This is a genomic window from Nitrosococcus oceani ATCC 19707 (assembly GCF_000012805.1).
GTDB lineage: Bacteria > Pseudomonadota > Gammaproteobacteria > Nitrosococcales > Nitrosococcaceae > Nitrosococcus > Nitrosococcus oceani.
This window is the reverse complement of record NC_007484.1, coordinates 3,012,428-3,033,269: the sequence shown is the minus strand read 5'-3', so window position 1 is coordinate 3,033,269 and position 20,842 is coordinate 3,012,428. Positions and strand designations below refer to the sequence as shown.

General features: G+C 51.5%; 20 protein-coding genes. 12 read left to right on the top strand and 8 right to left on the bottom strand.

Going from position 1 to position 20,842, the window contains the following annotated elements:
* The 5 genes from lpxK to NOC_RS14190 all read right to left on the bottom strand — a co-directional run bounded on the left by lpxK (position 1) and on the right by NOC_RS14190 (position 6,361).
* Positions 1 to 1,017: a tetraacyldisaccharide 4'-kinase gene (gene lpxK / locus NOC_RS14210; RefSeq protein WP_002813590.1), complete on the bottom strand. Its 1,017-nt coding sequence runs from the start codon at positions 1,015 to 1,017 to the stop codon at positions 1 to 3.
* A complete protein-coding gene (gene msbA / locus NOC_RS14205) occupies positions 1,004 to 2,797 on the bottom strand; it encodes a lipid A export permease/ATP-binding protein MsbA (protein ID WP_011331031.1) in 1,794 nt (597 codons plus the stop codon). The genes lpxK and msbA overlap by 14 nt, the downstream gene beginning before the upstream one ends.
* Before the next feature lie 14 nt (positions 2,798 to 2,811).
* Positions 2,812 to 3,234 carry an ExbD/TolR family protein gene (locus tag NOC_RS14200; RefSeq protein ID WP_002812541.1) on the bottom strand — a complete coding sequence of 141 codons (423 nt, stop codon included), beginning with the start codon at positions 3,232 to 3,234 and terminating at the stop codon, positions 2,812 to 2,814.
* Positions 3,209 to 3,910, bottom strand: coding sequence for a MotA/TolQ/ExbB proton channel family protein (locus NOC_RS14195; protein ID WP_049750820.1), 702 nt, complete (start codon positions 3,908 to 3,910; stop codon positions 3,209 to 3,211). Before NOC_RS14195 ends, NOC_RS14200 begins: the two co-directional genes overlap by 26 nt.
* A gap of 96 nt (positions 3,911 to 4,006) precedes the next feature.
* On the bottom strand, positions 4,007 to 6,361 hold the full coding sequence (locus NOC_RS14190) for a DNA internalization-related competence protein ComEC/Rec2 (RefSeq protein ID WP_011331030.1): 2,355 nt from the start codon (positions 6,359 to 6,361) through the stop codon (positions 4,007 to 4,009).
* 87 nt (positions 6,362 to 6,448) lie between these two features.
* On the opposite strand from NOC_RS14190, the gene NOC_RS14185 reads away from it, so the two are divergent.
* The gene (locus NOC_RS14185; RefSeq protein WP_002812820.1) at positions 6,449 to 6,985 is read left to right on the top strand and encodes a DUF2062 domain-containing protein; all 537 of its coding nucleotides are present in this window, start codon (positions 6,449 to 6,451) and stop codon (positions 6,983 to 6,985) included.
* A 3-nt stretch (positions 6,986 to 6,988) separates the two neighbouring features.
* Here NOC_RS14185 and lolD read toward each other — a convergent pair whose 3' ends face one another.
* Together lolD and NOC_RS14175 are read right to left on the bottom strand one after the other, a co-directional pair.
* Entirely contained in the window at positions 6,989 to 7,690 is a 702-nt protein-coding gene (lolD, locus tag NOC_RS14180; protein WP_002812962.1) for a lipoprotein-releasing ABC transporter ATP-binding protein LolD, read from the bottom strand.
* On the bottom strand, positions 7,683 to 8,930 hold the full coding sequence (locus NOC_RS14175; RefSeq protein WP_002813585.1) for a lipoprotein-releasing ABC transporter permease subunit: 1,248 nt from the start codon (positions 8,928 to 8,930) through the stop codon (positions 7,683 to 7,685). The genes lolD and NOC_RS14175 overlap by 8 nt, the downstream gene beginning before the upstream one ends.
* A gap of 148 nt (positions 8,931 to 9,078) precedes the next feature.
* Here NOC_RS14175 and NOC_RS14170 point away from each other — a divergent pair, with 148 nt between their 5' ends.
* Complete coding sequence (locus NOC_RS14170; RefSeq protein WP_002812584.1) at positions 9,079 to 9,354, top strand: PilZ domain-containing protein; 276 nt, start codon at positions 9,079 to 9,081, stop codon at positions 9,352 to 9,354.
* Between the two features lie 30 nt (positions 9,355 to 9,384).
* Here NOC_RS14170 and rpiA read toward each other — a convergent pair whose 3' ends face one another.
* Positions 9,385 to 10,047, bottom strand: a complete 663-nt coding sequence (gene rpiA / locus NOC_RS14165; RefSeq protein WP_002812290.1) for a ribose-5-phosphate isomerase RpiA — start codon at positions 10,045 to 10,047, stop codon at positions 9,385 to 9,387.
* Between the two features lie 104 nt (positions 10,048 to 10,151).
* Here rpiA and ilvA point away from each other — a divergent pair, with 104 nt between their 5' ends.
* From ilvA to rng, 10 genes are all read left to right on the top strand, one after another.
* Entirely contained in the window at positions 10,152 to 11,681 is a 1,530-nt protein-coding gene (gene ilvA / locus NOC_RS14160; RefSeq protein ID WP_002812721.1) for a threonine ammonia-lyase, biosynthetic, read from the top strand.
* A 64-nt stretch (positions 11,682 to 11,745) separates the two neighbouring features.
* Positions 11,746 to 14,205 carry a leucine--tRNA ligase gene (leuS, locus tag NOC_RS14155; protein ID WP_002813910.1) on the top strand — a complete coding sequence of 820 codons (2,460 nt, stop codon included), beginning with the start codon at positions 11,746 to 11,748 and terminating at the stop codon, positions 14,203 to 14,205.
* 49 nt (positions 14,206 to 14,254) lie between these two features.
* A complete protein-coding gene (lptE, locus tag NOC_RS14150; RefSeq protein ID WP_011331028.1) occupies positions 14,255 to 14,740 on the top strand; it encodes an LPS assembly lipoprotein LptE in 486 nt (161 codons plus the stop codon).
* Positions 14,730 to 15,764, top strand: a complete 1,035-nt coding sequence (gene holA / locus NOC_RS14145) for a DNA polymerase III subunit delta (protein WP_002813045.1) — start codon at positions 14,730 to 14,732, stop codon at positions 15,762 to 15,764. The genes lptE and holA overlap by 11 nt, the downstream gene beginning before the upstream one ends.
* A gap of 92 nt (positions 15,765 to 15,856) precedes the next feature.
* The gene (locus tag NOC_RS14140) at positions 15,857 to 17,113 is read left to right on the top strand and encodes a glutamate-5-semialdehyde dehydrogenase (RefSeq protein WP_002812548.1); all 1,257 of its coding nucleotides are present in this window, start codon (positions 15,857 to 15,859) and stop codon (positions 17,111 to 17,113) included.
* 6 nt (positions 17,114 to 17,119) lie between these two features.
* Positions 17,120 to 17,821: a nicotinate-nucleotide adenylyltransferase gene (gene nadD, locus NOC_RS14135; RefSeq protein ID WP_011331027.1), complete on the top strand. Its 702-nt coding sequence runs from the start codon at positions 17,120 to 17,122 to the stop codon at positions 17,819 to 17,821.
* Positions 17,821 to 18,168, top strand: a complete 348-nt coding sequence (gene rsfS / locus NOC_RS14130; RefSeq protein ID WP_002812111.1) for a ribosome silencing factor — start codon at positions 17,821 to 17,823, stop codon at positions 18,166 to 18,168. The genes nadD and rsfS overlap by 1 nt, the downstream gene beginning before the upstream one ends.
* Before the next feature lie 6 nt (positions 18,169 to 18,174).
* Positions 18,175 to 18,648 carry a 23S rRNA (pseudouridine(1915)-N(3))-methyltransferase RlmH gene (gene rlmH, locus NOC_RS14125; protein ID WP_002812982.1) on the top strand — a complete coding sequence of 158 codons (474 nt, stop codon included), beginning with the start codon at positions 18,175 to 18,177 and terminating at the stop codon, positions 18,646 to 18,648.
* 118 nt (positions 18,649 to 18,766) lie between these two features.
* Positions 18,767 to 19,357, top strand: a complete 591-nt coding sequence (locus NOC_RS14120; RefSeq protein WP_011331026.1) for a Maf family protein — start codon at positions 18,767 to 18,769, stop codon at positions 19,355 to 19,357.
* Between the two features lie 3 nt (positions 19,358 to 19,360).
* Positions 19,361 to 20,833 carry a ribonuclease G gene (rng, locus tag NOC_RS14115; protein WP_002813611.1) on the top strand — a complete coding sequence of 491 codons (1,473 nt, stop codon included), beginning with the start codon at positions 19,361 to 19,363 and terminating at the stop codon, positions 20,831 to 20,833.
* Positions 20,834 to 20,842: the final 9 nt, after the last annotated feature.

The window sequence follows — 20,842 nt, the reverse complement described above, 5'->3', positions numbered from 1 at the left end:
TCATCCTGTTGTCTCTATGTTTAGCTTTTTTTTGGCGGCCTGTTGCAGGAGGCTGAGCACTTGAGCGCCAAAGGATGCTGGCAGAGAAACATCCATAGGAACGTACCAATAGTTATCGCGGGCAAAACGGATACATTTTACCGCATCTTTCTCGGTCATGAGCACCGGCTGCTGATCTGCAAAAGCCAAGTCTTCAGATTGGAAACCATAGTGATCGGGGAAAGGGTGTGGCTGGATAGTAAGCTCTAGGGCCCGCAGTTGGCTAAAGAAGCGTTCTGGGTTTCCAATTCCCGCGACGCCATGGAGCTTAGTGCGGCGGAATTTCTTTAGCGGGCGGAGGGTACCGTCTTTGATATGGCGAGCATCTTGAAGCTGTGAATACATGGCGAACTCGCCTCCTTGAGGCATCCCGTTAGTGACCACTAAGTCCACGGTTCGAAGGCGGCTTAATGGTTCTCTTAAAGGACCGGCGGGCAGACAGTGAGCGTTGCCAAAACGGCGTACGCCATCTACTACGAGGATTTCGATATCCCGACCTAGGGCATAATGTTGCAGTCCATCATCTGAAAGCAGGACATTGCAATCGGAGTGAGCCAAAAGAGCGTGGGAGGCAGCAACTCGATCAGGTCCTACCACAAGCGGGCAGCCGGTGCGCCGGGCCAGGAGGACGGCCTCATCGCCGACTAAATGTGGATCACTGTCAGGATAGACCTGTTGAGGGTAGTTTTGAGCGTGGCCTCCATAGCCACGACTGATAAGTCCTGGTCGATAGCCATGCTGCCTGAGAAATTGGGCTAGCCAGATAACTAACGGCGTTTTTCCTGTCCCTCCCAAGGTCAGGTTGCCAATGACCAGCACCGGCAGAGGGAGTATGTGGGTATGGAACAGGCCTTGGGTATAGGCCCATTGGCGTATTTTGACTGCTAGTTGGAAGAGACCACTCAGGGGGGTGAGCAACCAGCGGGAAGGCTGATTACTATACCAATAGCGAAGAATTAAAGAGCTATAATCCGACATTTGCGCTCAGGGGTGAAACGTGCTCATGGCTATGGCGAAATTGTAAACGGTAGAGTCCAGCATAGTGACTTTCGCGGGCAAGAAGCTGGCTATGGGTTCCTCTTTCTATAATCTGGCCTTGATGAAGCACGATGATTTGATCGGCGTTTTCTACAGTGGATAGTCGATGGGCGATAACCAGCGTTGTCCGCTGGCGCATCAGGGTTTCTAGGGCTGCTTGGATATGCCGTTCAGCCTCGGTGTCTAGGGAAGCGGTGGCTTCGTCTAAAATGAGGATGGGAGCATCCTTGAGCAGGGCCCTGGCAATCGCGAGACGTTGCCGCTGGCCGCCGGAGAGCAAAACCCCCTTTTCGCCAATAACCGTGTCCAAACCGTCGGGCAAGCGATTAATAAATTCCATGGCATGGGCGGCTTCGGCGGCGCGGATGATGTCTTGTTTGCTGGTTTGTTGGTAGCTGCCATAGGCAATGTTATGGGCGATGGTGTCATTGAATAAGATGATTTGCTGGCTGACTAGGGCGATTTGCCGGCGTAGTTCAGTAAGGCGGAGTGTTTGGATATCCATTTCATCGATGAGGATACGCCCAGAAGTAGTTTCGTAGAAACGGGCGAGTAAGCTCACTAAAGTGGATTTGCCGCTGCCTGAATGGCCTACTAGGGCAATGGTTTGGTACGGTTTGATTTCCAGATCAATGTTTTCAAGCACTGGACCTTTGGCAGGTTCATAGCAAAAAGATAAGTGTTCAAAGCGGATTGCGCCCCGGGCGCGTCTCAGAGATTGCTGCCCACGATCCGCTTCGGGTGTTTCTGCCAATAGGCCAAAGATGCTTTGAGCCGCGGCAATGCCCCGCTGTAAAGTCCCGTTGATTTTAGTAAGGCGCTTAACAGGGCCAAGTAGCAACATCATGGCGGTGATAAAGGAAATAAAGGTACCCACGCTAATTTGAGCTAGCATGGATTCGCGGGTAGCTAGGTGAATGACACCGGCTAACCCTAGCACGGCGATAAGCTGAACGACGGGCTGACTGATGGCGTCGGTGGCCGCCATTTTCATGGTTTGCCGGCGGTTTTGCTCATTGACCTGGTCGAAACGTTCCGCTTCGTAGGTTTGCCCACCAAATATCTTGACTTCCCGATGACCTTCAATGGTTTCCTGGGCCACCTGGCTGACATCGCCCATGGAGTTTTGAATCTTACGGCTAATACGGCGGAATCGGTGGCTAACCCACCAAATGATAAGGGCAATCAGAGGCGCCGTGACTAAAATGATAAGGGTGAGCAAACCATTTAAATAGGCCATCCAGGCAAGTAGCCCCAGGATGGTCAGGGAGTCGCGGATGATAGTGAGGATGGCGTCTGTGGCTGCATTGGAAACCTGTTCCACATCATAAATAAGCTTGGCGAGTAGCTGACCGGAAGCTTTTTGATCATAGTAGCGCGCCGGGAGGGCAAGGAGGTGGCAAAACATCTGTTCCCGCAAGTCCCTCACAACACGGCGAGCCACCCATTTTAGGCCATATTGAGTGATAAAGTTGGCGCCGCCCCGGATCACAAAGAGCCCAATTAATAGGAGGGGGATAATCTGGATGGTAGCCGGATCACGCTCAATGAAGCTTCCGTCCATCAAGGGTTTCATGAGGGCTGCTAGGCCCGTTTCAGTCGCTGCATAAATGGCCATTGTGATAATTGAGGCAGCGAAGATCCAGCGGTAAGGTCGAGTGTAGCTAAGTAGGCGGCGATAAACCGCAAGCCCGGAGTTCAGGGAAGGAGTAAACGTCATCGGTATGGAAAAAATCAGGGATTGTTTTGCTGTCGAGCAGTGGCTAGGCTTAGGCGTTTAAAGCCGAGTTGTTGCGCTACATCCATGGCGGTGACAATGGATTGGTAGTCGGTTTTGGCATCAGCACTAATAATAATTTGGGGTTGCTTACGATTCCCCGCCGCTGCTTTCATTGCTGCCATGAGTGTGGCGGGCTGGTTATTGATGAGGCGTTTACCATTAATGGCGATTTTATCCTCCTTATCGATTTCTACCTGGAGAGGAGCACCCTGCTGCTCGGTAGAGTGAGTTGTTGCCTCGGGTAAATCTACTTTTAGCGCCGATTCGCGGGTAAAGCTAGTCGAGACCATAAAGAAAATAAGGAGTAAGAACACCACATCAATCAGCGGAGTTAGATTGATTTCTGGTTGGTTATACCGGGCCGGGTGTATATTCATGATGTTCCACGTCAGATTTCAAAGAAGATTCAATGGAGACTCGTGCAGCCAGGTTTTCAGTCGGGTCAAGTTCCCGATCCCCATGCATGACTTCCACTAGTTTAATGGCTTGTTCTTCCATGTCTACTACCAACCTCATAACTCTACCGTGAAAATAGCGGTAAAACATCAGGCTGGGGATGGCGACCGCAAGGCCCGCCGCTGTCGTGATAAGGGCCTCGGAGATTCCACCTGCTAGCACTGCCGGGTTATCGACGCCTTGGGCAGTAATGACGGTAAAGACTTTGATCATCCCAATGACGGTCCCTAGCAATCCAAGCAATGGCGTAATAGCTGCAATAGTCCCTAAGGTATTCAGGAAACGTTCCAGCTCCAGAGTGACATGGCGGCCCACATCTTCGATACTCTCTTTCATAATTTCACGGGAGCGGTTTCGGTTCGCTAGCCCCGCGGCCAGTATTCGGCCTAGGGGAGAGCTTTCTCGTACTGACTTTATATGGATTTTATCGAGCTGATTGCGGTATTGCCATTGCCAGATCTGACTGGCGATATGCTTGGGTACGACCCGTTGCCGGCGCAGAAACCAGAAACGTTCAATAATAATCCCAATAGCGACGATGGAACAGGCAAGGATCGGTAACATTAACCAGCCGCCTGCTTTAATGATTTCAAGCACAGTTCGTAAATATTCCTCTGCTGTCGTTAGATATTTTTCAAGTGTGCATAGCTCCGTCAATAATACTGTAACCGGCAGATAGTCCCAAACCCTGCTTTAATTACCGGTCCAGTAATGGCGGTTGGATTGTCTAAAGGTCTCTGGTTTACTGAGAGGGTTCTGATCCAAATGAAATGTGATGGCCCCATGCTGGGCCGTGCTCCATAATTTTGTGCCTTGACGAAGATAACGTTGTACGATAGCCGATTTAGGGAAGCCCCAGCGATTACGGTAGCCTGCCGAAAACAGGGCGTGCTCGGGATTAACTGCGGCTATGAAGGGGGGGCTTGAAGAAGTCAGACTGCCATGATGAGGGACCACTAAAATAGTTGCAGCGAGTCCGTCGGTAGTGGCCGTAAGCAGGGTTTGCTCTGCGGAACGTTCGATATCGGCGGCAATAAGGATGCGCTGTGCTCCGCTTGTGATGAGCAATACGCAGGAATGGTTGTTGCCGCGGCCTACGGTTGATTGGGGATGAAGAATGTGAAAATAAACCCCATCCCAACGCCATTGTTGACCGCGAGCACAGGACTTGGGATGGAGCCAGCGGAGCTGTTCGGGAGCGCTAGTAAGAATCCGTTTAGCTGGGAAATGGTGCAGGAGTCCCGCTACGCCGCCTATATGATCATTATCACCATGGCTGACCACCAGGGTGTCGATAGTATTAATATTTTGGCTGCGTAGAAATGGTGCAACGACAGCTTCACCGGTGTTAAACCGCTCGCTATAGCGGGGCCCGGCATCGAATACTAAGGTGTGATGGTGGGTGCGGACGACTGCCGCAAGTCCCTGCCCCACATCCAGCAGAGTGAACCATAGCGTTCCATAGGATGGGCGGGGTGAAGATGTTAACAATAAAGGAAGGAGAGCAAGCAGTCCTAACCAGCGGCCAGGTAATCCCCGTGGGGCCAGCAGTAGCAGGCTACCAAGAATGGCTGGAAGGAGTGCCCAAAGGGGAGGGCCAGCGTGTTCCCATTGAGCGACGGGAAGGGTTGAACACCAGGCGAGAATGTTCCAGAGTAAGGCCAGCAGATAATCGCCTAGGCTAATAAGGGCTGTTCCCAAAAGCGGGAATGGAATGAGTAATATCGTGCCTAAGAGGAGGGGCGGCACTACCAGGAATCCCATCCAGGGGACGGCGACCAGGTTGGTAACAGGGGCTATCAAGGAAAGACGCTGAAATTGGTATAAAAGAATGGGCGCTAGTCCGATAGCGACTACCCACTGAGCTTTGCCCCACCGCCGCCAAAAGTGCTCAAGGTAAGAGGAAAGGCTACTAAACCCTGGGGTTTTAGTGCCGGGTAAAGGGCGTTGCCCGGTAAGTCCAAACGTCAGTACTGCAACGGCGCCAAAGGACAACCAGAAACCTGGAGAAAGCACAGAAAGTGGGTCCCAGAGTAGTACTAATATCAGAGCAAAAGCCAGGGCGCGGGAGGTATGGATGGGGCGTTTCGCCAATACTGCGAGCATAACCACGCTGACCATAATCAGGGCTCGTTGAGTAGGGATGGAGAAGCCTGCTAGGGCAGCGTAAAATAGGGCGCTGATAATCGCGCTCACGGCTGCCGCCTGAGAGGCTGGTAAAGTGAGGATATTAGCTGCCCGCAGGGACCATAGGCGCCGTCCCAAAAAATAGGCGATCCCTGCTAGTAGCCCGATGTGGAGTCCCGAAATCGCCACCAGATGATTGGTTCCGGTACGTTCCAGAACTTGCCATTGCTGAGGGGTAATGGCGCCGCGCTCGCCTAAGGTGAGTGCTTGCACTAGTCCCCGTTGGGGGCTATCGGCAAGGAGGGGAACCATGTGCTCAAGCAGGTATTGACGGGCACGGTCAAGGGGATGGTGATACCAATGGGATTCGATAAGGCGGTTAGTCGTTGCCGAACGGACGTAACCGGTCGCCCGAAAGCCCTGGCGGAAAAGCCAGCCTTCATAATCGAATCCGCCTGGATTCATAAACCCCCGCGGGCGTTTGAGGCGAACTAGCAGTTGCCACCGATCTCCTGCTTTAAGCTTAAAAAGGGGATGTCGATACCAACTTAGGCGTACCCGCTTAGGGCCATGCCAGGTTTGGCTCTTGAAAATTATGCGTTGTGGCGCAAAGGCAAAGCGTAAACGATGATCAAGAACCTCTGGAATGGAAGCTACCGTGCCTTCAAGCAAGATATCCTGACCTTCTAATGCCAATGGAAGTTCCTGGGAGAGCAATAAATCAGCGCGAAATAGGGCCCAGAGGAAGCCAATGACAAGCAGTAATAGCGGCCGTAAGCGTTGCTGGAAGAGAGTCCATGGGAGCAAACCCAATAACAGCAAGGACCATGTGGGGTCGGGTAGCAGTGGCAATTGTTGTAGAATGACTATCCCTGTGAGGAAGGCAAGCGCATTGAGTAACATATTTGGGACCCTGGTCATGGATATTTGACCTCATGCGTTTAGGATCCTGATCATAGCTATAGATTAATAATGACAATGTGAAATTGCTTGAGGTTTGCTTACACCATGCCGCGCCGAATTATTAAACGCTATATCCCCCAGCCCCATCAGCTCCAGGAGCATAAACATTTGCGGCATCTTGGAGAATGGTTTTTTGCCTCCGATCTTTGGCATCTCAGCCGTCGTTCCACTGCGGGGGCAGTAGGCGTTGGACTGTTCATCGCTTTTCTGCCATTGCCTGGCCAGATGTTGATAGCGGCGGTAGCCGCTGCCTGGGCCCGGGTGAACCTGCCTGTTGCTATTTTGATGGTTTGGGTGACTAATCCCTTGACCATGGGGCCGATGTTCTTTTTTGCCTATAAGGTTGGGACCTGGTTGTTAGGAAGCCCCGTTTATGGGCCAGAATTTGAATTCACCTGGCAGCAGTGGTTGCAGACGCGATTGGCAGCTACTTGGGAGCCGTTTTTACTGGGTTGTCTAGTGGTAGGCGTCGTAGTGGGTCTTACCGGTGGACTGCTTACGCTTGTTTTATGGCGGCTGGAAGTGTCGCGGCGCTGGCGGAATCGCAAACGGCGGAAAGTGATATCGCAAATGGAGAAGTAAGCGCTAGGGTAATGGCTCTTGCACCAAGCGTCCATCCATTAGAGTAAGCACCCGATCAGTTTGTGCCGCCAAATGGATATCATGGGTGACTATCACCAGTGCGGTACCTAGCTCATGATTGAGATCCAGCATTAGTTTAAAGACTTGCTCGGCGTTTTTTCGATCCAGGTTGCCTGTTGGCTCGTCAGCCAGTACGCAGCGAGGATCGGTGACTAAGGCACGAGCCACGGCGGCCCGTTGGCGCTCCCCCCCTGATAGTTCTCCCGGCTTGTGGTTAAAGCGGGCCTCTAGGCCGACTCGTTGTAGCAATGCCATGGCTTTCTTCTGGGCGTTGGCTGTGCTGGCACCGGCGATGAGCAAGGGCAGCGCGGTATTTTCCAAGGCCGTAAATTCAGGGAGCAGGTGATGGAGTTGGTAGATAAAGCCCAGGGCGCGGTTACGTAACCGGCCCCGTTCCGTGTCGTTAAGCCGGGCCAGATTTTGGCCTGCGATCCAAACTTGGCCTTGAGTTGGGCGATCTAATCCCCCAAGCAAATGGAGCAAGGTGCTTTTGCCTGAGCCCGAGGCGCCAATGATGGCAACGCATTCTCTAGGGGCAATGGATAAATTTACTTCCCGCAGCACTTCTACCGAAAGGTAGCCATCGGTAAATTTCCGGGCTAAATCGCGGCACCATAGCACCATTTCTTGCTCCGTATTATTCATAGCGCAGGGCCTCGGCAGGGTGGGTGCGGGCGGCTTGCCAAGCGGGGTAGAGGGTTACCAGAAGGCAGAGCAGGAAAGCCGTGCTGCAAATGGTAATGACATCATCCCAATTCAGTTCCGAGGGAAGTTCGCTGATGTAATAGACATCTGCGGGTAAGAATTGGACGCCAAACAAGGCTTCAATTTGGGGCACTACCGTTTCTACATTAAACGCTAGGGTAATCCCCCCTATCATGCCCAAAATGGTGCCGATAAAGCCAATAACCGTGCCTTGAACCATAAAGATTCCCATAATACTTGCTGGAGTCGCCCCTAAGGTGCGCAAAATGGCGATATCGGCTTGTTTATCCGTCACCACCATGACCAAGGTGGAGACAATGTTAAAGGCGGCTACCGCGACAATCAGAAATAAAATGACAAACATGACTGTTTTTTCCGTTTTCAAGGCGCGAAAAAAATTGGCATGTTGGTAGGTCCAGTCCGCTGTTCGGTAGTTGCCGGGTAAAGTTTCGCGCAGTTCGCGGGCGAGGCGGGGGGCGCTAAATAAATCGTCGAGCTTAAGTCGAAGTCCGCTGACTTTTCCCGGAATGCGAAAGAGAACCGCCGCATCCTCTAGGTTCATGATGGCAAGGGCGCTATCATACTCGTACATCCCCACTTGGAAAACTCCTGCCACTGTGACTCGCTTAAGACGAGGGATAATTCCCGCTGGCGTGGTGGTTGCGTGAGGGGTAACCAGGGTAATCTTATCGCCGATAAAAACCCCTAGGGTGCGGGCCAAATCCATGCCCAATACGATTTGGAAGCTTCCGGGTCGTAGAGCATCTAAGCTGCCTGCTACCATCTTGCCGTGGATATCAAGCACTTGATCTTCTTGTTGAGGGAGGATCCCGCGTACCAGTGTGCCCTGTACTTGATTGCGGTGAGTTGCCATACCTTGTCCCTCTATAAAAGGGGCTATTCCAGCTATCTTAGCGTTTTCTTCCAGTTGGGTCTTAAGGGCCTGCCAGTGCTCAAGGGTTCCATCGGGGCCGGTGACAATGACGTGGGCAACCATTCCCAGGATGCGGGTACGGAGTTCCTTCTCAAAACCATTCATCACGGAAAGTACGGTAATTAAAGCAGCCACGCCTAGCGCCACGCCTAGCATGGAGGTCAAGGAAATGAATGAAATAAAATAATTACGCCGCTTAGCCCGCGTATACCGCAGGCCAATATAAAGAGGTAAGGGTTTAAACATGGGCAACGATAATGCTCAATTTCGAGGATTAATTCAATCCGCTAGGCAGTAAGCGCCTTTATGCTATTGCTACTCATGCCACGAGAAAACGGTCGATATAGTTAAGTTCAGGGTTACAAAATTTTCCCCATTGCCTTCAGGAGATTTTATGGTTGAGAAGCGAAAATCAGAGCGTCTGCCGGTTACTGTAGAGGTCCGGGTTAAACGGAAATCTTCCCCGGAAGAGCCACTTATCTTTAAAACCCACGATCTCAGTAATAATGGAATCTTTCTTGGCGCCGATGGTCAGGAGCTTCCGCCGGTGGGGGAGAAAGTGACCGTGCAGCTTAAAAATTCCCTCGCCAACGGTGAAACTCCACCCCTTCTTACAGCAGAGATAGTCCGGCAAGATAGCAGAGGAGTAGGGCTCAGGTTTCTAGATTAGCTCAAAAACCGGGCTGTTTTGCTTTGCTGTTTATTTAGGGTAAATGGTTTTGACGCCCTCTGGAGAACCGAGGATAAGCACGTCCGCGGGATATATGGCGAACAGACCGTTAGTGACTACACCGGGGATATTATTGAGCTGTCCTTCCAGTTTAGCAGGCTCCATAATGGAAAGCCCGTGGGTATCCAGAATTTGATTACCATTATCGGTGATAAAACCTTCCCGGTAAACGGGCTCTCCACCAAGCTTAACGATTTGCCGCGCCACATAGCTGCGCGCCATAGGGATGACTTCCACGGGGAGTGGGAAGGTGCCCAATATATCAACGAGCTTTGACTGATCTGCAATACAGACAAATTTCTTGCTGGCAGCGGCAATGATTTTCTCCCGGGTTAGTGCCCCGCCTCCCCCTTTAATGAGCTGCAGATAATGATTAGACTCGTCGGCGCCATCAATATAGAGGGGAATTTCTCCTACCGCATTTAGCTCGTAAACGGGAATATTGAGAGCTTTAAGCCGTGCGGTGGAAGCCTCGGAACTGGAGACGGCACCCTCGATCTTGCCTTTAATTGTTCCCAGCAGATCAATAAAATGGTTAACGGTAGAGCCTGTGCCCGTACCAACGATAGTACCTGGTTCTACATGCTCAAGGGCAGCTTTAGCGGCCAGCTTTTTCATTTCATCGGGACTCATTACTATCCTGCTCCTTATGGTATGGTCCATTCTCCACGCAAATTAATTATAAGGGAAATAGGAAGTCGCTGACACCATTGTGTATTGTTGTTAATGTATAGGCCATGTTGTACAGCTATCTAGAACGCATTCTCAAGGCCCGTGTTTATGAAATTGCCAAGGAAACTCCGCTGGAATCCATGGGGCGTCTTTCTGGGCGATTGCAAAACGCCGTATTGCTAAAGCGGGAAGATCTGCAACCCGTTTTTTCCTTTAAGTTGCGGGGAGCTCATAACAAACTCCTCCAGTTATCGGAGGAGGCACGTCAGCGAGGGGTGATTGCCGCTTCGGCGGGCAACCATGCTCAAGGCGTTGCGCTTTCCGCCCGCAAGCTGGGGATAAGCGCCCGGATTGTGATGCCTCGGACAACACCGCCAATCAAAATTGAAGCAGTGCGTGATCTGGGTGCCGAGATCGATTTGGTGGGCAATACTTACGATGAAGCCTACCAATATGCGCTGGCTTTGGCTGAAAAGCAGGTGTGTACTTTTATCCATCCCTATGACGATCCTGAAGTTATTGCTGGCCAAGGAACCGTAGCGATGGAGATTCTGCGCCAATACCCAGAGCCGTTGCATGCCATATTTGTACCTGTAGGTGGCGGTGGGCTTATTGCCGGGGTGGCTGCCTATGTTAAAGCTCTTTCGCCGGAAATCCGTGTTATTGGGGTGGAGCCCGACGATGCATCTAGTCTTTATCAGGCTCTGCAAGTAGGAGAGCGGGTAGTACTTGATCAGGTGGGTATTTTTGCGGATGGCGCCGCAGTTCGCCAGGTAGGCAAAGAACCCTTCCGCATTGCGCGGGAAGCCGTGGATGAAGTGCTGTTGGTGGATAGTGATGCCATTTGCGCCGCCATCATGGATATTTTCGAGGATACCCGTTCTATCGCTGAGCCGGCAGGGGCTTTGGCTGTTGCCGGGTTAAAGCAGTATGTGGAGCGGGAAGGACTCCGGGGACAGAGTTTGGTAGCCATTGACAGTGGGGCCAATATCAATTTTGACCGGCTGCGCCATGTGGCCGAGCGGGCTGAATTAGGTGAGCGGCGGGAGGCTTTGTTTTGTGTCACAATCCCCGAGCAGCGGGGCAGTTTTCTTGCTTTTTGCGAGGCCATTGGTAAACGGGGCATTACCGAGTTTAATTACCGCTATGGCGATTCCGGTGAGGCCCATGTGTTTGTGGGAATTCAGACGCGCAACGGCAGTCATGTCAAGGATCAGTTACTCCATGATCTTCACCAGAAGGGCTATTCCGTGGTGGATATGAGCGATAACGAAATGGCCAAACTCCACGTGCGTTATATGGTAGGCGGACAAGCATCAAAGTTAAAGGATGAGGTCCTTTACCGGTTTGAATTTCCCGAGCGTCCAGGTGCTCTACTGCGTTTTTTAACTCATATGGGTAGCCGTTGGAATATTAGTCTGTTCCACTACCGTAACCATGGGGCAGCTTATGGCCGGGTATTGGCAGGCATTCAAGTGCCTCCCGCCGAAAAAATAGAATTTCAGATTTTTTTGGATGAACTTGCCTATACCTGCCAGGAGGAGACCGATAATCCCGCTTACCGGTTATTTCTTGGTCCGCCATCCGCCTCGTGATTGAAGGGTGGAAGCTAGATATTTTTAGAGTTAAGTCATTTTACCAGTGAACCTATAAATTTCGATGGACGAACATTATCAGGCCATTCAGATTGAAGCCGAGGCTCAGGCTTATTGGGAACAGCATCAAAGCTTTCGGGCTAGTGAGGATCCGAGCAAGGAAAAATTCTACTGCTTGTCCATGTTCCCTTACCCTAGTGGACGATTGCATATGGGCCATGTGCGGAATTATACGATTGGTGATGTCATCAGCCGTTATCAGCGCATGAGGGGCAGAAACGTGCTTCAACCCATGGGTTGGGACGCCTTTGGCTTGCCGGCCGAGAACGCTGCTATTCAAAATCGGGTGCCGCCGGCTCAGTGGACTTATGAAAACATTGACCACATGCGAAGGCAATTAAAGCGGCTCGGCTTTGCCTATGACTGGTCCCGTGAACTGGCCACCTGTCAGCCGGATTATTACCGTTGGGAACAGTGGCTATTTACCAAACTATTTGCTAAGGGATTAGTTTATAAAAAAACCGCCTTGGTTAATTGGGACCCGGTAGATCAAACGGTTTTGGCGAATGAGCAGGTTATTGATGGCCGCGGCTGGCGTTCGGGCGCGCTCGTAGAACGGCGGGAGATACCCCAGTGGTTTTTGAAAATCACGGCCTATGGGGAGGAATTGCTTACCGCCCTGGATGGACTCACCGGTTGGCCGGAGCAGGTCCGCGCCATGCAGCGTAACTGGATTGGCCGCTCTGAAGGGATAGAAGTGCAGTTTCATGTGGAGGGAAAGGAGGCTCTAGCTGTATTCACTACCCGCCCGGATACATTGATGGGCGTTACCTTTGTTTCGGTAGCGGCGGAACATCCTCTGGCCCGGGAGGCGGCAACAAGCAATCCGGCATTAGCAGCTTTCCTTGAACAGTGCCAGCGTACAGCAACCTCGGAAGCAATACTAGAAACCTTGGAAAAAGAGGGGATGGATACGGGCTTTAAAGCAATTCATCCCATCACCGGGGAAGCGGTGCCCATCTGGGTCGCCAATTTTGTCCTCATGGGCTATGGTACCGGGGCAGTCATGGCTGTTCCTGCCCATGACCAGCGGGATTATGAGTTTGCCAAGGTATATGGGTTGCCTATTCAACAGGTGATTGCCCCAAAGGATGATCAAGCTAGCTGCAATTTAGAGCAGTCGGCTTTTGTAGAAAAAGGCCTACTCATCAACTCAGGTGACTTTACTGGCCTGGATTTTGACCAAGCGTTTGCGGCCATTGCAGAGCATTTGGAGCGTGGCGGCAAGGGGCAGCGGCGGGTGAATTATCGGTTGCGGGACTGGGGTGTATCGCGCCAACGCTACTGGGGAGCCCCCATCCCGATCGTTCATTGTCTCCACTGCGGTGCGATACCGGTACCCGAGGAAGATTTACCCGTAGTGCTTCCTGAAAGGGTTCGATTTGATGGGATTCGCTCGCCGCTTAAGCAATTACCTGAATTTTATCAGACATCCTGTCCCCAATGTGGGGGCCAGGCCAAGAGGGAAACCGATACCTTTGATACCTTTTTTGAATCCTCTTGGTATTATGCCCGCTACTGCTGCCCGGATAATAATGCCACTATGGTGGATGAGCGGGGAGATTATTGGCTTCCCGTGGACCAATATATTGGTGGCATTGAACATGCCGTGCTGCACCTGCTCTATGCGCGCTTTTTCCATAAGGTGATGCGGGATATGGGCTTGGTACGGAGCGATGAACCTTTCACCCATCTATTGACTCAAGGGATGGTGCTCAAAGACGGCGCCAAGATGTCTAAATCCAAGGGCAATACGGTGGATCCACAAGCGCTTATTGAGCACTATGGAGCGGATACAGCCCGCTTGTTTATTATGTTTGCTGCGCCGCCAGAACAATCCCTGGAGTGGTCTGAGAGTGGCGTGGAAGGTGCCCACCGGTTTCTTAAACGTCTTTGGCGGATAGTCGCTGCTCACGTTGAGCAGGACCCGAAAGCAGCTCTTACCCTAAAGGTAAAAGACTTGAATTCGGAGCAAAAGTCTTTCCGGGCCAAAGTTCACGAAACTATTGCTAAGGCTAGTGATGATATTGGTCGTCGGTATACTTTTAATACGGCAATTGCGGCAATCATGGAGTTGATGAATGCCTTGGCAAAGTTTGATGATTCTTCTCCCCAGGGACAAGCCATACGCCAGGAGGCGCTAGAAGCTGTGGTGCTATTACTCTCGCCCATTACCCCCCATATCTGTCATCGGCTATGGCAGGAGCTAGGGCATCGTGAAGCCATCATTGGCGTGCCGTGGCCAGAAGCCGATCCGGATGCTCTCGCCAAGGAAAGTATTGAATTAGTCGTTCAAGTAAATGGCAAGCGGCGTGGGCAAATTACGGTGGCGGTTCAGGCGCCGCGAGAAGAGATTGAAGGTCAGGCTCAAGCCGAACCAAATGTGCAGCGGTTTATTGAGGGTAAGACGGTACAAAAAGTGATTATCGTTCCTAATCGTCTTGTCAATTTAGTGGTCAGTTGATTCATTGAAATTTTTCGCAATAGTGAGCCACTGGCTGGGGAGAACACTCTTGCTCTCGTTATTATTCTTAGTAGGCTGCGGTTTTCATTTACGGGGCGGTAGCGAACTTTCACCCTTATTGAATCAAACTTATTTGCAAGGAGTTGCGCCTTATAGCCAACTAGGTATTGGCCTTAAGCGCCGCCTTGAAGCCCATGGTATTACCGTCACTTCAGTTCCTGAGGAGGCGACTGCCTTATTGAGCATTACCTACAATCAGCTGCAGCGGCAAGTACTCTCCGTGGAATCCACGGGTAAAGTACAGGAATATGCGCTTAAATACGTATTGCAGTTCCAAGTTATTAATTCTAAGGGAGAAGTTTTATTACCCTCCCAGCGGTTGGAGCTGATGCGGCAATATCTATTTGACCAGAGTAGTGTCATTTCAGCTGGAGAGCAGGAAAAGCTGCTGCGCGAAACATTGCAGAATGATATGGTACAGCAAATTCTTTGGCGCCTAGAAGCATTGCCGCCTCCCCACGTGGATGAGAGTTAAACTAGAACAACTTCCTGCTCATCTAGGGCGTGGCAAACTGGCTCCTGTTTATCTGCTCTTCGGCGATGAACCGTTGCTCATCGAAGAAGGGGCCGACCTTATCCGCTCCCGGGTTCAATCCCAGGGTTTTTACGAGCGCGAAGTCATGCATATTGAGCGCGGATTTGATTGGGCGCAGCTGCAGTGGGCCACCAGGGGTCTTTCCTTATTTGCCGCCCACCGCCTTATTGAGTTGCGCCTGCCAACAAACGCGGTTAGCGAAGCTGGCGCTAAGGTATTACGTGCTTATGGGGAAAACCCAAGCCCGGATACGCTCTTGTTAATTATTAGCGGTAAATTGGAGCGCCGGCATCAGGGAACTCGATGGTTCTCCGCGTTAGAGCAAGCTGGGGTTGTGGTCCAGGTTTTTAAAGTTGATATTTCGTCGTTGTCCCGGTGGATTGAGCGCCGTATGCATAGCAGAAACTTGTCCCCTACTCAAGAGGCCGTGACTGTGTTGGTTGAGCGCTTGGAAGGCAACCTTCTTGCCTGCGCACAAGAAATTGACAGACTGGCTTTGTTGTTTCCAGAAGAGACTATCGATGTCAGCAGAGTAGAAGAGGTTGTCGCCGATAATGCCCGTTATGATGTTTTTCGTCTTATGGAAAGTGCATTAGCTGGCGATGTAGTCCAGATAGCGCGGATCTGGCGCGGGTTACAAGCTGAAGGAGTGGAGCCTGTTATCGTTGTAGGGGCTTTAGCCTGGGAGCTACGGCGATTGGCCCGCATGGCCAGGATTTGCGCCCAGGGAATGCCGGTAGATCAGGCTTTGCGAGAGCAGCGGGTATGGGAACGGCGTAAGGCCCTGAGCAAACAGGCATTATCCCGCCATTCAGCGCACCGCTGGCTGCTTTTTTTGCGACAATTAGGCGAAATTGATCGTATGGTTAAGGGCGCAGCGAGGGGCCGCCCTTGGGAGGCCATCCTGCAGTTGTGTTTAGCGATTGCGGGGTTTGAGCTATTTCCTCCCGCCGTGGAGCATTAGGCTCCGGCTAGAGAGGGGATATCAACTCGGTATGCCAAGCGCCTCCTTAATGATATAGAGATATTATTTATTAAGACGCTGTTAGAGTAAGTATGGATATTAAAGATTATATGCAGAACCTTGGCTGTCGGGCTCGTAAAGTAAGCCGAGTATTGGCGCGGGCCGGCGCGGAGGAAAAAAACCAAGCCTTGGAGATGGCAGCCTCTTTTATAGAGAAGGAAAGCCAAGCTTTAGTCGAGGCCAATCATAAGGACTTAGCCGCGGGGAGGAGCAAAGGACTGGACGAGGCTTTGCTGGATCGGCTGACGTTAACAGAGGCAAGAATTGCCGTAATGGCCGAGGGGCTACGTCAGATTGCGTCCCTGCCGGACCCCGTGGGCGCGATTAGTGAGCTCAGCTATCGGCCTTCGGGTATTCAGGTAGGGCGAATGCGAGTTCCCCTTGGCGTGATTGGAATCATCTATGAATCCCGCCCTAATGTCACTGCGGATGCTGCCGGTTTATGCTTAAAATCGGGTAATGCGGTTATCCTTCGTGGTGGTTCCGAAGCTTTTCATTCTAATCAAGCCATTGCCTGTTGCATCCACCAGGGACTGGAGCAGGCGGGATTGCCACAGGAGGCAGTGCAAGTGGTTGAAACTACCGACCGTTTGGCGGTCGGGGCGTTGATTACTCAGGAAGAGCATGTGGATGTGATTATTCCCCGGGGGGGTAGGAGTCTGATTGAGCGGATTAGCCAGGAGGCAAAGATTCCTGTCATTAAGCATCTGGATGGGATTTGCCATGTTTATATTGATGACCGGGCCGATCTGGACAAGGCGGTGGCGATTGCAGTTAATGCAAAATGTCAACGTTATGGGGTTTGCAATGCCATGGAGACTTTGTTGGTAGCCCGCGAGATTGCCGCTGAGATATTGCCAATGATGGGGGAGCATTATTGTAGTGCTGGGGTGGAACTGCGCGGTTGTCCGGAAACTCAAGGTTTATTACCCCATATCGAGCCCGCGACTGAAGAAGACTGGTACACTGAATATCTAGCCCCGCTCCTTGCTATTCGGATAGTGGCGGGCCTTGATGAGGCGATTGAGCACATTACTCACTATGGCTCCCACCATACCGAAACAATTGTGACTGAAGATTTTACTCGGGCGCGGCGTTTCCTTACCGAAGTAGATTCCAGCTCGGTAATGGTGAATGCCTCGACCCGTTTTGCCGATGGTTTTGAGTACGGCCTAGGCGCTGAAATTGGAATTTCTACCGATAAGCTCCATGCCCGTGGGCCAGTAGGTCTGGAGGGATTAACCTCACAGAAGTGGATCGTATTAGGGAATGGGCATATCAGGGAATAATATTTTTTGACTTTGCATTCACGAGCGCTTGCTGCTCAATCTAATTGTTCTGCGGCCCCAATAGGGATTTTCGGTGGTACTTTTGATCCGGTCCATTTCGGTCATTTGCGCCCTGCGTTGGATCTGCTTGAGCAGCTTTCCTTAGCGGAGGTACGGTTCATCCCTTGCCGGCATCCTCCTCACCGCCAATTACCAGTAGCCAACCCAGAGCAACGTTTAGCGATGTTGCGGCTTGCCATTGCTGGAGAGTCCCGATTTAGGGTCGATGAGCGGGAGTTGGCCCGGACTGGCCCTTCCTATATGGTTGATACTCTGGCCTCGCTACGCGCAGAGCAGGGAAATGTACCCTTATGCTTGATAATGGGGACCGATGCTTTTCAGGGACTCCCTAAATGGCACCGGTGGACGGAACTTATCGAATTAGCCCATTTGCTGGTGATGAGGCGTCCAGGCGGGTTGCTTCCTCGAGGAGATGAACTAGGAGATTTTTTTGAGGCGCGGCGTATCCACGACCCGGCCCAATTGATGCAACAGCCCATGGGTTTTATTTTGCCTCTGGAAGTCACTCCCTTGGAGATATCCGCCACCCGTATCCGGACTTTAGTTGAAGCCGGAGGGAGCGCCCGTTACCTTCTACCTAGTGTCGTTTGGAACTATATCCAAAAAGAATGTTTATATCTCCCTTCTCTTTCTACACCGGAGAAATAATGTCAACTGTAGAACTTAAAGAATTCGTGGTGAGCGCCCTAGAAGCGTTAAAGGGGCATGATATCCAGGTTTTAGACGTGCGGAAACTTACCACGGTAGCTGATTACATGGTGATTGCCAGTGGGACTTCTAATCGCCAAGTGAAGGCTTTAGCCAATGAAGTTATCGAAAGATGTGAAGCGGCAGGGTATCGAACTTTAGGCGTGGAGGGCGAGTCCTATGGAGAATGGGTATTGGTGGATATGGGGGACGTGGTCGCCCATATTATGTTACCTCAGGTACGGGCCTTTTATAATCTAGAGAAGCTTTGGAATATTCCTTCCGCTCAGGGAGTTAAAGAGCAGTAGGCAAAAATGAATATCTACGTTATCGCTGTGGGGCAGCGTTTGCCCCGTTGGATTGGAGAAGGCTATCAGGAGTATGCCCAGCGCCTACCGCGGCAGTGTTCCCTTAGTTTGGTGGAAATTGCCCCTGCCCGGCGTGGTAAAAGCGGGCATCCTACCCAGTGGCGGCAAGATGAGTGCCGCCGTTTGTTAGCCGCTGTTCCGCCTAACAGCAAGGTGATTGCTTGCGATGAGCGTGGGCAATCCTGGAGCACCGAAGAAGTAGCCAGGCGTTTACAAATATGGATGAATGAAGGCCAGGATGTGGTCTTATTAATTGGTGGGCCAGATGGGTTGGCTCCCCTTTGCCTAGAGCAGGCTACGGGGTTATGGTCCCTGTCTTCTCTTACCCTACCCCATGGATTGGTGCGTGTGATTTTGGCAGAACAAATTTATCGGGCTTTCAGTTTACTTAACCGTCACCCCTACCATCGGGCCAGCTAATCCTGATATTTGTTCAGCGTGAATTTTTCCTAATGAGGGGCTTAATACCCCTTTATCCATGATTAGGCCCAATTAGCCTATTTTAATAGAGCACATTTTGAAAGGAATTATAAAGATCGTGCGTGGCCTATTTCCCCCTATTGCGCTTGCCTCTACTTCACCACGCCGTCAAGCGCTATTAGCCCAGATTGGGGTTGAGTTTAAGCGCCTTGATATTAAGGTAGATGAGAGTCCTCAGCCGGCGGAACGGCCTACTAGCTATGTGTATCGTTTAGCTTTGGCGAAAGCCAGAGCGGGTTGGGGGCAGCAGCCGCCCCGGGGACGGCTGCCCGTTTTGGGTGCCGATACGGCAGTAGTGGTAGAGAATGAAATTCTGGGTAAACCTGCGGATCGCGCTCAGGCGGGGGTCATGCTAACGCGGCTCTCGGGCCGTAGTCATCAGGTGTTGACAGCTGTGGCCTTAACCAATGGCGATGAAGCGCAGTACCGGTTAAGCGTTAGTACCGTAACTTTCAAACGGCTTACAAAGGACGAATGCGAGGCTTATCTTGCTTCCGGTGAAGGGCTCGATAAAGCTGGGGCTTACGCTATACAAGGCTGGGCGGCACTGTTTATCTCTCGCCTTGAAGGCAGTTATTCTGGAGTCATGGGCCTGCCTCTGTACGAGACGGGAGAACTGCTGGGGAATCTTCAAGAAAGGAAAAAATAGATCATGAGTGAGGAGATCCTCATCAATGTCACGCCCAGTGAGACCCGAGTCGCCGTCGTTGAAAATGGCGTGGTGCAGGAGTTGTATATTGAGCGGAGCAGTCGCCGGGGGTGGGTGGGTAATATCTATAAAGGGCAGGTAAACCGGATTTTGCCCGGCATGCAAGCTGCCTTCGTGAATATTGGCCTAGAACGGGCTGCCTTTCTCCATGCTTCCGATATTAGGCTGCCGCCGGGCCAGATGGGAGATTTGGAAAGCGAGGCGGGGGTTCCATCCATCACTTCGCTACTCTCAGAGGGGCAGGAGGTGCTGGTGCAAGTCATTAAAGACCCCATCGGAACCAAAGGGGCGCGCCTGACGACCCAAATTTCCATTGCCTCCCGTTATTTGGTTTATATGCCAGAGATGTCAGGTACCGGGGTTTCGTTGAAAATAGAAGACGCGGAGGAACGCCAGCGGCTTAAAAGTTTGCTGGCATCGGTATTACTCGAAGATAACTGTGGGGGGTATATCATTCGCACGGTAGCGGAAGGCGCCGTCGAAGAAGATCTATGCACTGACATGGAGTTTCTCCATAAGCTCTGGCGTACTATTAAGGAGCGCAGCCAAACCGTTAAAGCCGGCAGTGTCGTTCACAAAGATCTCTCTTTGGTGATGCGGACGATGCGGGATTTCGTACATGAGCGGGTAGAGCGGGTTCGCGTTGATTCCCGAGAAACCTATCATAAATTGGTTGATTTTGCCGAGCGTTTCATCCCTGATCTTTTGACCACCTTGGAGTGTTATCAAGGAGAACGGCCGATCTTTGATCTCTACGGTATTGAGGATGAAATTCAAAAATCCCTGGGCCGTAAGGTACAGCTCAAATCTGGGGGTTATCTGATTATTGATCAAACAGAGGCAATGGCTACCATTGACGTTAACACGGGAGCATTTGTGGGCCATCGCAATCTGGAAGAGACTATTTTTAAAACAAACCTGGAGGCGGCGCAGGCTATTTGCAGGCAGCTAAGATTGCGTAACCTTGGTGGTATCATCATCATTGATTTTATCGATATGGAGGAAGAAGAGCACAAACGGCAGGTATTGCGGGCCTTAGAAAAGGGGTTGGAGAAAGACCATGCCAAGACTCATATTAGTGAGGTCTCTTCTCTAGGGTTGGTGGAAATGACCCGCAAGCGTACCCGTGAGAGTCTGGAACAAATTCTTTGTGAACCTTGCCCCGCCTGTAGTGGCCGAGCGACCGTCAAAACGGTAGAAACCGTATGCTATGAAATTCTACGCGAGATTTTACGGGAGGCTCGCCAATTCGAAGCGAGTCAGTACTTAGTGATTGCGGCGCAGGAAGTGGTGGATCGCTTAATGGATGAAGAATCCGCCAGTGTTGCCGAGTTAGAGTCCTTTATTGGCAAGCCTTTGAAATTCCAGACAGAATTGCTTTATATGCGCGAGCAATTCGATGTTGTGATGATGTAACAGGCCATA

Coding starts and splice junctions, on each gene's coding strand:
- lpxK (WP_002813590.1), bottom strand. CDS start 1,017: ATGTCGGATTATAGCTCTTTAATTCTTCGCTATTGGTATAGTAATCAG.
- msbA (WP_011331031.1), bottom strand. CDS start 2,797: ATGACGTTTACTCCTTCCCTGAACTCCGGGCTTGCGGTTTATCGCCGC.
- NOC_RS14200 (WP_002812541.1), bottom strand. CDS start 3,234: ATGAATATACACCCGGCCCGGTATAACCAACCAGAAATCAATCTAACT.
- NOC_RS14190 (WP_011331030.1), bottom strand. CDS start 6,361: ATGACCAGGGTCCCAAATATGTTACTCAATGCGCTTGCCTTCCTCACA.
- NOC_RS14185 (WP_002812820.1), top strand. CDS start 6,449: ATGCCGCGCCGAATTATTAAACGCTATATCCCCCAGCCCCATCAGCTC.
- lolD (WP_002812962.1), bottom strand. CDS start 7,690: ATGAATAATACGGAGCAAGAAATGGTGCTATGGTGCCGCGATTTAGCC.
- NOC_RS14175 (WP_002813585.1), bottom strand. CDS start 8,930: ATGTTTAAACCCTTACCTCTTTATATTGGCCTGCGGTATACGCGGGCT.
- NOC_RS14170 (WP_002812584.1), top strand. CDS start 9,079: ATGGTTGAGAAGCGAAAATCAGAGCGTCTGCCGGTTACTGTAGAGGTC.
- rpiA (WP_002812290.1), bottom strand. CDS start 10,047: ATGAGTCCCGATGAAATGAAAAAGCTGGCCGCTAAAGCTGCCCTTGAG.
- ilvA (WP_002812721.1), top strand. CDS start 10,152: ATGTTGTACAGCTATCTAGAACGCATTCTCAAGGCCCGTGTTTATGAA.
- leuS (WP_002813910.1), top strand. CDS start 11,746: ATGGACGAACATTATCAGGCCATTCAGATTGAAGCCGAGGCTCAGGCT.
- holA (WP_002813045.1), top strand. CDS start 14,730: ATGAGAGTTAAACTAGAACAACTTCCTGCTCATCTAGGGCGTGGCAAA.
- NOC_RS14140 (WP_002812548.1), top strand. CDS start 15,857: ATGGATATTAAAGATTATATGCAGAACCTTGGCTGTCGGGCTCGTAAA.
- rsfS (WP_002812111.1), top strand. CDS start 17,821: ATGTCAACTGTAGAACTTAAAGAATTCGTGGTGAGCGCCCTAGAAGCG.
- rlmH (WP_002812982.1), top strand. CDS start 18,175: ATGAATATCTACGTTATCGCTGTGGGGCAGCGTTTGCCCCGTTGGATT.
- rng (WP_002813611.1), top strand. CDS start 19,361: ATGAGTGAGGAGATCCTCATCAATGTCACGCCCAGTGAGACCCGAGTC.